We start from the raw sequence: 9,069 nt of genomic DNA on the forward strand, positions 1-9,069 counted from the left end.
TCGCGCTTTGGGAAGCCCAAGAGTCACCATCAGTGGGGACGCGTATCACTAGGCCAGTTCGGGCGGGAGCTCGCCTCAGGCCGGCAGGGCCAAAAGGTCGGCGTGGCCAACGATGCATGAACTGCCGGGTTGACCGATCGCTGCCAGCCGGTATTCCAGCCAACTGTCGACTGCCGCTTCGGGCAGACCGGAAACGTCCAGAGCCCTTCCGCCTTTCCTTGAATGGCGATAAGGCTCTCCATCTTTGTTTTTGCGCAATTTCAGGCGCAAAATCGCTGCGCACTTTTGCTGGAATTGCTCAAGAAGCGGCCGGCGCATGCCGTTCAGCAGCTCGGCCTGCAGGGCCGCCGAACCGGCATCCATCCGCCATGGGCTTTCTTCAACCCTGACGCGGAAGCCGCGGGCCTTCAGTTGGCGGGCGAGGCAGGCGGCGGCATCCGGACCGAGCGCCGGGCCGAACCCCTTGTCGGTCCGCTGATGCCCGTTGAACAGGTCGACCATCTGCGCGTCGAGCGGATGGGGGAGGGACCAGCGCATGATGCCGTCGTAGTTCAGCGCCGCATAGAGGCCGCAGCGCGCCGATGCGAGTCGATCAACGAGGATGGCGCAGAAATGCTTCGAACACAGATCGAACAGCGCGGATGCGGTGACGAGGCCGGCGCCTTCCACGGGAAGGGAGGCGATGTCGTTCAGATCGTGCCGACGGAGCTCCACTAGGCCGCTTGCACCGATCCGGCGCGCGGCTTCTTCAAGCAGGGCCGGGTCGTGGTCGAGCAACCGCCAGTGCAGCCCGGCGGGCAGCCGGTCGCCGAGGCTGCGCCAGGTCGAACCCGTGCCGCAGCCGATGTCGAGAATGCGCGCATCCGTCAGGCCGGCGAGATGGCGCGCCACGGCGTCCACCAGTCCCTCGTGACGGGCCGCGTGGTCGGCCGGCTCGCGCAGCGCCAGCCAGTCCTTATCGAATCCGCTCATCGCAGCGCCTTTAATGTAGTGGAGATGATATCCGCCGTCGTTGCCCAGCCCGGCAGTTTTGCGCCCGCGCGTCTTGCTGCTTCCGCTTTGGCGCGACGAAGAGGCTTATCAGTCAAAAGACCGTCGAGGGCCCGGGCGAAGGCGCCGGCATCGTCGACGGGAACCAGAATTCCTGCCTCCTCCGGCACGACATCGGGAACGGCGCCGGTTTGGCACGCAACGATCGGCAAGCCCTGCGAAAGCGCTTCCGCGAATGCCATTCCATAACCTTCGAAGCGGCTGGCGAGTGCGAAGATGTCGGCACCCGCCAGGAGCGCACGCGGATCGTCGCATTCGCCGGCAAGCGAAATCCGCGCCGTAAGGCCGAGCGTCTCGACCTGGCTCCGCAGGAGCGCGGCCGTCAGCGGATCGAGTGCATGGCTGCCGACCACAGTCGCCCGCCATGGCAGATGCTCCACCTGCTTCAGCGCCGCGATGAGGACGTCGTAACCCTTGCGCGGGATCAGGCTACCGATGGAGAGGATATGGGCCGGATCGCCGTCGGAGGTTTTTGCCGCCGCCGCGGGGTCGGTTCCCGGAACCGCGACCGTGATCCTGCGCACAGGCACGCCGTAATGGGCTTCCAGTTTTTCGGCTGTCGTGGGTGAGGTCACGATGACATGTCTGGCGAAGGAAAGCGCCTGGCGTTCGCAGCGGTGGAACCGTCCCCGCTGGCGAAGATCGAGGCCGGTCTCGAGCGCGAGCGGATGATGCACAAGGGCGACGATGTTCAGCCGGCGGGCCTCGCGTCCGGCCCATTCGTCCAGCACGCCGAAGGCGAGGCCGTCGACCAGGACAAGGGCGCCATCCGGCAGTTCCGAAAGCATGCGCTCGGCCTCGATCTTCACGTCCTTCGGCGGGGCGGGGAAGCCGTCGCCCAGCGGGAGGCGTTGCACCGACCAGCCGTTTTCGCAAAGTCCGGCGATTACGTGGCGGTCATAGGCATAGCCGCCGGTGTTCAGGGCAAGGTCGCCGGGATAGGCGAATGTGACGCCGTCGCTCAAAGGTCGGCCTCGTACCAGCCGCGGGCGGCGTGGGACTCGTGCAACATGACCTTCAGCCGGCAGATCCGCTGGCTGCCCGGTCCGAGCCTCTTGTCGGCGACCGCACGGGCGAGTTCGTCGAAGACGTATTTCGCGATCACCTCCGTCGTAGTGACCTTGCCGGCGAAGGCGGGCAGTTCGTCGAGATTCTTGTAGTTGAGCGGTTTCAGCGTCTCGCCGAGTACGGTGGTCGCGGCTCCTATGTCGACCGCCAGACCGTCGTCGTCGAGGTCGCGGGTAAAGAAGGCGGCATCGACCACGAAGGTCGCGCCATGCAAGCCCTGGGCGGGGCCGAATACGGGGCGGGGAAGGCTGTGGGCGATCATAATGTGATCGCGGACTTCTACTACGAACAAGGGTTTTCACTCCGTATAGTTGATACGATGACAAAGGGTTTGCGCATCGGCGAGGATGGCTGGATAGGCGGTCTCGATGTCGCGGAAGCGGGTTTCGCCGGAGATCAGCGCGTCGAGGCGGTCGTCGCGCAAAAGATCGAGGGCCTTCCGCAACCGCCGGGCATAGGTCCAGCGCGCACGCCTCGCCGGCGGAATGCAGCCTACCTGCGAACTGGCAATGGTAAGCCGGCGTGCATGAAAGGCGCCGCCGAGCGGCAGGCTGGCGGGCCTGTCGCCGTGCCAGCTCGCCTCGACGAGGCGCGCCTCGTGCCCGGCCAGGTCAAGGGCCCTGGCGAGCGCCTCGGCCGAGCCGGAGGCGTTGACAAGCACGTCGAATTCGCCGTCGGCCTCTTCGTTGCCGGCAAAGTCGACGCCGAGGCTTGCGGCCAGCGCCCGCCTTTCCGGATTGTGGTCGATCAGCAGGACTTCGGTCCCGGGGATATGCGACGCGAGCCAGGCGACGAGAGCACCGACGACGCCTGCGCCGAAGATTGCCACCCGGTCTCCCGGCAGGATGCCGGCATCCCAGACGATGTTGAGGGCAGTCTCCATGTTCGCCGCCAGCACGGCCCGCGCCGGCGGCAATCCGTCGGGCAGGGCGATCACGGCGGCATCGTCGACGGTAAAGAAATTCTGATGCGGGTGAAGGCAGAACACGGCCCTGCCGAAAAGCGATGCGCTGCCCGATAAAACCCGGCCGACGGCCGAATATCCGTACTTTACCGGAAATGGGAATTCCCCGCCCATATGGGGGCTGCGCATGCGCTCGAATTCGCTTGCGGGCACGCAGCCTTTGAAAACGAGATCCTCCGTCCCGCGGCTGATGCCGCTGAATTGCATGCCCACGAGCACCTGGCCCTCGGCAGGCTGCGAAAGGGCCTCATCGCGTATTTCGCATGTGCCGGCGGTCGGAAACCACAATGCGCGGGCGGTATTGGCGCGTGCCCTTTCAGCGGACTCCGTGTCCTGGTTCAATGGTGATCTCCTTGGCGCGAAAAGAATCTCCGCAACCGCATCTGTCTCGCTGACCGGCTGGTTCCGGTATCACAGTTGATCGTGCGAAGTCGCCCTATGTGACTGCGCGCGCGTGCAAACTCCTTGTCGTTTTGTGCGCGGAGCCGCATTTGACATAGCGGCCCGCCGGAAAATCCCGCAGAAGACGGGCAGCTTGAATGATCTGGCGGGGCTTCCCGATGTAGAGATTTCTGCTGGAAAATTTTGGAGACTGCAATGACGTTTTCCGACGACCCGGGTTTTCTATTTGCCTCGCCCACCATGCAGGTGGAACGCGCAGCAGCCGAATTGCGGTTTGGCCGTCTGGTCATCCTGCGGGACGGCTCGAACCGGCTCGCCGTACTAGCGCTCGACAGTGCACAACCCCGTGTCTACGATCAATTCGCCGCAGCCGTTGATGGAAAGCACTCGCTTTTCGTAACGTCGCATCGCGCCGCGCGGCTGTTGCCGGCTACGAGCGGCGATATATCGATCCCGCTCGGCGGGGTTTCCTTCGCGCAGGTGTCGCGCCTGGCCTACGGGCTTCAGGCAGAGGCACCGGCTCGCTGGCGCGAGGCCGACCCGCTGATGGGCGCGTCCGCCGAACTCGCGCGCCTGGCGCTGCTACTGCCGGCCATGGTCTGCGCCGGGATCAACGGCTTCGAAGACCGGTTCGCAGCCTGCTGCACACTCGACAGACACCTTCTAACGGCCGCCGGTGCCGCGCGCCAGAGGTTCGACTTGGTCGTGCGCACCCGCGTGCCGCTGCGGGAACTCGGCGATGCGGAATTCGTCGTCTTCCGCGGCGGACTGGCGCAGAAGGACCAGGTCGCCATCGTGGTCGGTCAGCCCGATTTTAACGCGCCCGTGCCGATCCGCATCCACTCCTCCTGCGTGACCGGCGATCTGTGCGGTTCGCTCAAATGCGATTGCGGCGACCAGTTGCGCAACGGTCTCGCCTCGATGAAGGCGATGGGCGGGGGCGTGCTTTTCTATCTCGACCAGGAGGGGCGCGGTACAGGCATCGGCGCCAAGATGCGGGCCTACGGATACCAGCATCTCGGCCTGGACACGATCGACGCCGATGCCGAACTCGGCTATGGCAGCGACCACCGCCGCTATAAGGCGGTGATCGCGATGCTGCGCCTGCTCGGCATCGCGAAGGTTGTCGTCTTTACCAACAATCCGGCCAAGATTGCCGCCCTTTCCCACGGCGGCATAGAGGTGGATGGTCGCATTCCGCTTAACGGCGCGGTGACGGCCGAAAATGCGGCCTATCTGCAGACAAAGAAGACGCGTGCCGGCCATTTGCTGGAGATCGACGCGCTTCTTGCGGCGGAGTAGGCGAATATGCATTCGAAGCAGCCGTCATTCGCGAAAGAGCTGATGTCTGCGGGCAGCCGGCCGCCGCCCGCGCTTAGGGCCAGCGCGCTGGCCGTTCTCGGCAGCGTCTTTTCCATCGCACTTGTCGCCTATGTGCTGGCGGCTTTCCACCTGCCGTTGGGCCGTGAGGCGATCGCGGCCGCCGCGGTCTTGCTGTTCGTCATCTTCGCGACGGTCGTGTGCGGGCTGCGGCATCACGGCTTCGAGCGTTTCGGTTCTGCCAACGCGGTCACGGCGGTCCGCGCCGCGCTTGTCAGCATGGTCGCGGCGGCGGTTTTCTTTCCCGGCGCGGCAGAGCGCGCCGAAACCACGCTTTGGGTGCTCGTGTTCCTCGTCCTCGCCGCCCTCGCACTGGACGGTGTCGACGGTTATCTGGCGCGTCGCTACCGGCAGGAATCCGTGCTCGGCGCGCGGTTCGACATGGAGATCGATGCCCTGCTGATCCTTTGTCTTTCCGCCGCCGCCTTCCTGCTCGGCAAGGCCGGGCCTTGGGTGTTGCTCATCGGGCTGATGCGCTACGGCTTCGTGCTGGGACAGTATATTCTGCCACGCCTGCGGGCACCGCTGCCCCCGTCATTCCGGCGCAAGCTCGTCTGCGTGGTGCAGATCGCGGCGATGTGCCTTCTCCTCGTCCCGGCCGTCTTGCGGCCGGCCTCGTCATGGCTCGCGGCCGTTGCCCTCCTGCTGCTTTGCTATTCCTTTGCCGTCGACATCCTCTATCTGCTGCGTCGGCCGGAAGCGCGCCCATGAGCGCGACGGCCCGTCTTGACGTCGCCATTGGCGTTGCCCGCTCGCTGCTGATCTATTACGGCCAGCCATGGCGCAGGCGGCAGCTTCGGCGTTTTTACCGCGACCTGATTTCACCCGGCGATCTCACCTTCGACATCGGCGCCCATGTCGGCAGCCGCAGCCGGACGCTGCTTTCGCTCGGTGCCGAGGTTGTGGCGGTGGAGCCGCAGCCGGCCTTCGCCCGGATCCTCGCCAAGCGCCTGGCCGGGCGGTTGAAGGGTTTCGAGCGTGTAGCGGTCGGCGCCAGCGAGGGCGAGGCGACGCTGCGTATTTCGAGCCGCCATCCGACGGTCACGACCATATCCGAGCGCTTCATCGACGGGGTCAGTCGCGTCGAGGGGTTTCGGAAAGTGGTTTGGGACAGCGAAATCCGGCTGCCGATGACGACGCTTGACCGGCTGATCGACAAATACGGGCTTCCGGCGTTCTGCAAGATCGATGTCGAGGGGGCCGAGAGCGACATATTGCGGGGCCTCTCCCAACCGATCGGGCTAGTCGCGTTCGAATATATTCCGGCCCTGCCGGAGATCGCCTGCGAAGCGATCGAGCGGCTCCAGTCCCTTGGCAACTATCGCTTCAACAGGGTGATCGGCGAGAGGCACCGCTTTGTCGATCCGGAGTGGAAGAGCGCGGACGCCTTGATGAAAGATCTTGCCACGCTGGCGCCCGAAAGTCCGTCCGGAGACGTCTATGCCCGGTTGACCCCGTGACGCGCGGCCCGGATCTATGTGTCGTGGCGCAATTCGCGAAGCAGGAGCCCCGCCAGAACGAGCAGGCCCGGCACGGCAGCGCCCGCGAGAGAAAAGATGCCGTACAAAAGGCTCGCGGCGAGACCTTCCGCACCGGTGAAGCCGAAGAGCGGCCAGAGGGCTGCCGCGGCGGCTTCCCGCGTTCCCCATCCGCCGATGCCGACGGGAATCAGCATCGTCAGCAGACAGAACGGAATGACGGTTACGGCCGCAATCGGCGAGAGTGTCGCCCCGACGGCATGAGACGCCAGCAGGAACGTCAGGACATAGCTGCCGACGATCAGGGTGCTGAGGCAAACCTGTACCGCCAGCGCCCCGTCCTTCCAGAACGCAGCCGCGAAATCGGGACCCAGTTGGCCGAGCCGCGCCCTCAGCCGTGTGCCGAACCATGCGGCGGCCGCGCCGAGAATGGCAAGAAGGGCCATCCCCACCCAAAACACCAGCGACAATCGGATGGGCAGGCTCTCGGGAAGCAGGATGGCCCACGCTATCAGGCCGAAGCAGGTCAGCAGGAAGAAGGCGAACTGGCCGGACAGCCGCTCCAGGACGACGGCGGTCGCCGCCCGTTTCCATCCGCCGGGGTTCTCGTCCCTGCTGCGGTAGACGCGGGCCGCGTCGCCGGCGATGCCGCCCGGCAGGATCTGATCGAGAACGCTGCCGACATAATATTCGCGGACCGCCGCGAGCACGGGAATTTGATGGCCGAGCCGGGCCGCGGTGAAGCGCCAGCGCAGCGCCGACAGCACGACCTGCACCTCGACCACCAGCACCGCGGCGACCACGTATCCGGGCGACACCTTGTCGAGTGCTTCGATGACGCCCGCCGGATCGACGGCAAGGGTAAGGAGCGCCAGGAGCAGGAGGCCGGCGCCTATGGCGAATGCCTTCAACTTGCGCATGGCGGTCTCCTTTCAGCGTTCGAAAAAATGTCCCCGTTCATAGAAAGGCGAACCGGATGACGCAATACGGATCGCATGAGGGGCAGATGCATGTCTTTGAATGGAAGGCCGTCCTTGCGGTTTTGGTCTTCGTCACAATTGGCGTCGTTGCGTGCACGATGCCGGACAGTCCGGATGCCTTCCATCCCTATGCCTTTCTTCGCCTGCCGGTCGAGGCTCCGCTGATTGCGCTGGCGCTGCTGCTGCTGCCGAGGCCGGCTGCCGTGGCCGTTGCAGTCTTTGCTGTGGCCGCCGTCTTTTCGCTTCTGTTTCTGAAGCTCGCCGACATCGGCGTGCTCACCGTGTTCCAGCGCCGCTTCAATCCCTATCTCGACATGAAGCTCTTGCGCGACGGCGGGAACCTTCTTTCCAGAATGGTCGATCCTCCCGTTGCGGCTCTGGCAATCGGTCTTGCCGCGGGGGCGATGGCGGCGTTGATAGCCGGTTTCGGGTGGGCCTGCATCCGGATGACGCGGCTTGGCGGCAAGACCCGGCGCGCGGCCCTTGCCGGTTTCGCGGTCCTTCTCGCCGCTGGTCTCGGGCTGCTGGCGGCCGGTTCGCAGGCCGGACTGAAAGATGTCGCCGAATTGAGGGTGGCGTCCTATTTCACCGAGCGGCTTTCGCTCGTGGCCCGTTCGGTCGCTGACATACGGGCCTTCGAAGGCGAACTGGCGTCCGATACGGGGCATGCCGGCGGCGACGATCTCTTCGGCGCGATCCGGGGACGGGACGTGATCGTTGTTTTCGTCGAATCCTACGGGCGAAGCGCCATCGAGGATCCGCGCTACGGCGCGATGATCGAGCCACGCCTCGACAGCATCGAACAACGGCTGCGGTCGGCGGGTTTTGCTGCCGCGAGCGGGTGGACGCGTTCGCCGACTGTCGCCGGCATCAGCTGGCTTGCACACGGCACGCTCCTTTCCGGCCTGTGGGTCGACAGCCAGGCGCGTTACGACCGGTTGATGAAAAGCGACCGGGCAAGCCTCAACCGGCTGTTTCGCGATGCCGGATGGCGGACCGTCGCGATCATGCCCGCCATCACGATGGATTGGCCGGAGGCTGCCTACTACGGATATGACGCGGTTTTCGCCGCGAAGGATCTGGGTTATGGCGGCAAGCCCTTCAACTGGGTGACCATGCCGGACCAGTACACGCTTTCGGCCTTCGAGCGCCTGGTCCGCGAACCGGCTCGCAAGGACGGCAAGGCCGTCATGGCCGAGATCGCGCTGATTTCGAGCCACGCGCCATGGACGCCCGTGCCGAAGCTTATCGATTGGAGTGCTGTCGGCGACGGCAGCGCTTTCAACGGCCAGGCCGAAAGCGGTGACCCGCCGGCGGTGGTGTGGGCCGATCATGACCGCGTCCGCAGACAATATATCGAGACCATCGACTACACGCTCGAAACCCTGGGTGACTACATCGCCCGCTTCGGCCGGGATGCCGTCTTCGTGGTTCTGGGCGATCATCAACCCGCCCCGCTCATCACGGGGACGGATGATTCGCGCGCTGTCCCGATTCACATCGTCAGCAAGGATATGGCACTTGTCGAGCGCTTCATCTCGGAGGGCTTCGATGCCGGCATGCGGCCGAGCTCGCAGGCTGCGGAGCCGTCGATGAATCTTATTCGCCAACGCCTGATAAGCCATTTCAGCACCCGCTGAGGCGGATGTTCCGAAAAAAGCTCTCGGGATTGCGTAATCCGACATCGTTTTACGTCCCAGCTAACCCGCGCCTCAGGCGCTCTTCCGGTTCCCGTTCAACCCGGCAT

9 protein-coding genes are annotated in these 9,069 nt (G+C 65.0%); 4 read left to right on the plus strand and 5 right to left on the minus strand.

The annotated features are described in order from the left end of the window. Nucleotides 1-75: 75 nt before the first annotated feature. The 4 genes from PDO_RS05265 to PDO_RS05280 are packed head-to-tail and all read right to left on the minus strand — an operon-like array spanning nt 76 to nt 3,424. On the minus strand, nt 76-972 hold the full coding sequence (locus tag PDO_RS05265) for a methyltransferase domain-containing protein (protein ID WP_007598807.1): 897 nt from the start codon (nt 970-972) through the stop codon (nt 76-78). Continuing rightward, complete coding sequence (locus PDO_RS05270; protein WP_007598808.1) at nt 969-2,015, minus strand: glycosyltransferase family 4 protein; 1,047 nt, start codon at nt 2,013-2,015, stop codon at nt 969-971. Before PDO_RS05270 ends, PDO_RS05265 begins: the two co-directional genes overlap by 4 nt. Next, nucleotides 2,012-2,410: a 6-pyruvoyl trahydropterin synthase family protein gene (locus tag PDO_RS05275; protein ID WP_007598810.1), complete on the minus strand. Its 399-nt coding sequence runs from the start codon at nt 2,408-2,410 to the stop codon at nt 2,012-2,014. The genes PDO_RS05270 and PDO_RS05275 overlap by 4 nt, the downstream gene beginning before the upstream one ends. Before the next feature lie 6 nt (nt 2,411-2,416). Next, complete coding sequence (locus tag PDO_RS05280) at nt 2,417-3,424, minus strand: zinc-dependent alcohol dehydrogenase (RefSeq protein ID WP_007598812.1); 1,008 nt, start codon at nt 3,422-3,424, stop codon at nt 2,417-2,419. 255 nt (nt 3,425-3,679) lie between these two features. On the opposite strand from PDO_RS05280, the gene ribA reads away from it, so the two are divergent. The 3 genes from ribA to PDO_RS05295 are packed head-to-tail and all read left to right on the plus strand — an operon-like array spanning nt 3,680 to nt 6,324. Further along, on the plus strand, nt 3,680-4,786 hold the full coding sequence (gene ribA, locus PDO_RS05285) for a GTP cyclohydrolase II RibA (protein WP_007598814.1): 1,107 nt from the start codon (nt 3,680-3,682) through the stop codon (nt 4,784-4,786). Nucleotides 4,787-4,792: 6 nt separating this feature from the next. Further along, nucleotides 4,793-5,575, plus strand: a complete 783-nt coding sequence (locus tag PDO_RS05290; RefSeq protein WP_007598816.1) for a CDP-alcohol phosphatidyltransferase family protein — start codon at nt 4,793-4,795, stop codon at nt 5,573-5,575. Further along, nucleotides 5,572-6,324, plus strand: coding sequence for an FkbM family methyltransferase (locus PDO_RS05295; RefSeq protein WP_007598818.1), 753 nt, complete (start codon nt 5,572-5,574; stop codon nt 6,322-6,324). Before PDO_RS05290 ends, PDO_RS05295 begins: the two co-directional genes overlap by 4 nt. 14 nt (nt 6,325-6,338) lie before the next feature. On the opposite strand, the gene PDO_RS05300 is transcribed toward PDO_RS05295, so the two are convergent. Next, complete coding sequence (locus PDO_RS05300) at nt 6,339-7,262, minus strand: lysylphosphatidylglycerol synthase transmembrane domain-containing protein (protein WP_007598820.1); 924 nt, start codon at nt 7,260-7,262, stop codon at nt 6,339-6,341. A 56-nt stretch (nt 7,263-7,318) separates the two neighbouring features. Between PDO_RS05300 and PDO_RS05305 the strand changes: the two genes are divergently transcribed. After that, on the plus strand, nt 7,319-8,962 hold the full coding sequence (locus PDO_RS05305; RefSeq protein WP_141649821.1) for an alkaline phosphatase family protein: 1,644 nt from the start codon (nt 7,319-7,321) through the stop codon (nt 8,960-8,962). Nucleotides 8,963-9,069: the final 107 nt, after the last annotated feature.

The organism is Rhizobium sp. PDO1-076, assembly GCF_000247475.1.
Taxonomy (GTDB): Bacteria; Pseudomonadota; Alphaproteobacteria; order Rhizobiales; family Rhizobiaceae; genus Allorhizobium.

Bases quoted from the DNA above. Each gene is read 5' to 3' on its own strand.
- PDO_RS05265 (WP_007598807.1), bottom strand. From the start codon at position 972: ATGAGCGGATTCGATAAGGACTGGCTGGCGCTGCGCGAGCCGGCCGAC.
- ribA (WP_007598814.1), top strand. From the start codon at position 3,680: ATGACGTTTTCCGACGACCCGGGTTTTCTATTTGCCTCGCCCACCATG.
- PDO_RS05290 (WP_007598816.1), top strand. From the start codon at position 4,793: ATGCATTCGAAGCAGCCGTCATTCGCGAAAGAGCTGATGTCTGCGGGC.
- PDO_RS05295 (WP_007598818.1), top strand. From the start codon at position 5,572: ATGAGCGCGACGGCCCGTCTTGACGTCGCCATTGGCGTTGCCCGCTCG.
- PDO_RS05300 (WP_007598820.1), bottom strand. From the start codon at position 7,262: ATGCGCAAGTTGAAGGCATTCGCCATAGGCGCCGGCCTCCTGCTCCTG.
- PDO_RS05305 (WP_141649821.1), top strand. From the start codon at position 7,319: ATGACGCAATACGGATCGCATGAGGGGCAGATGCATGTCTTTGAATGG.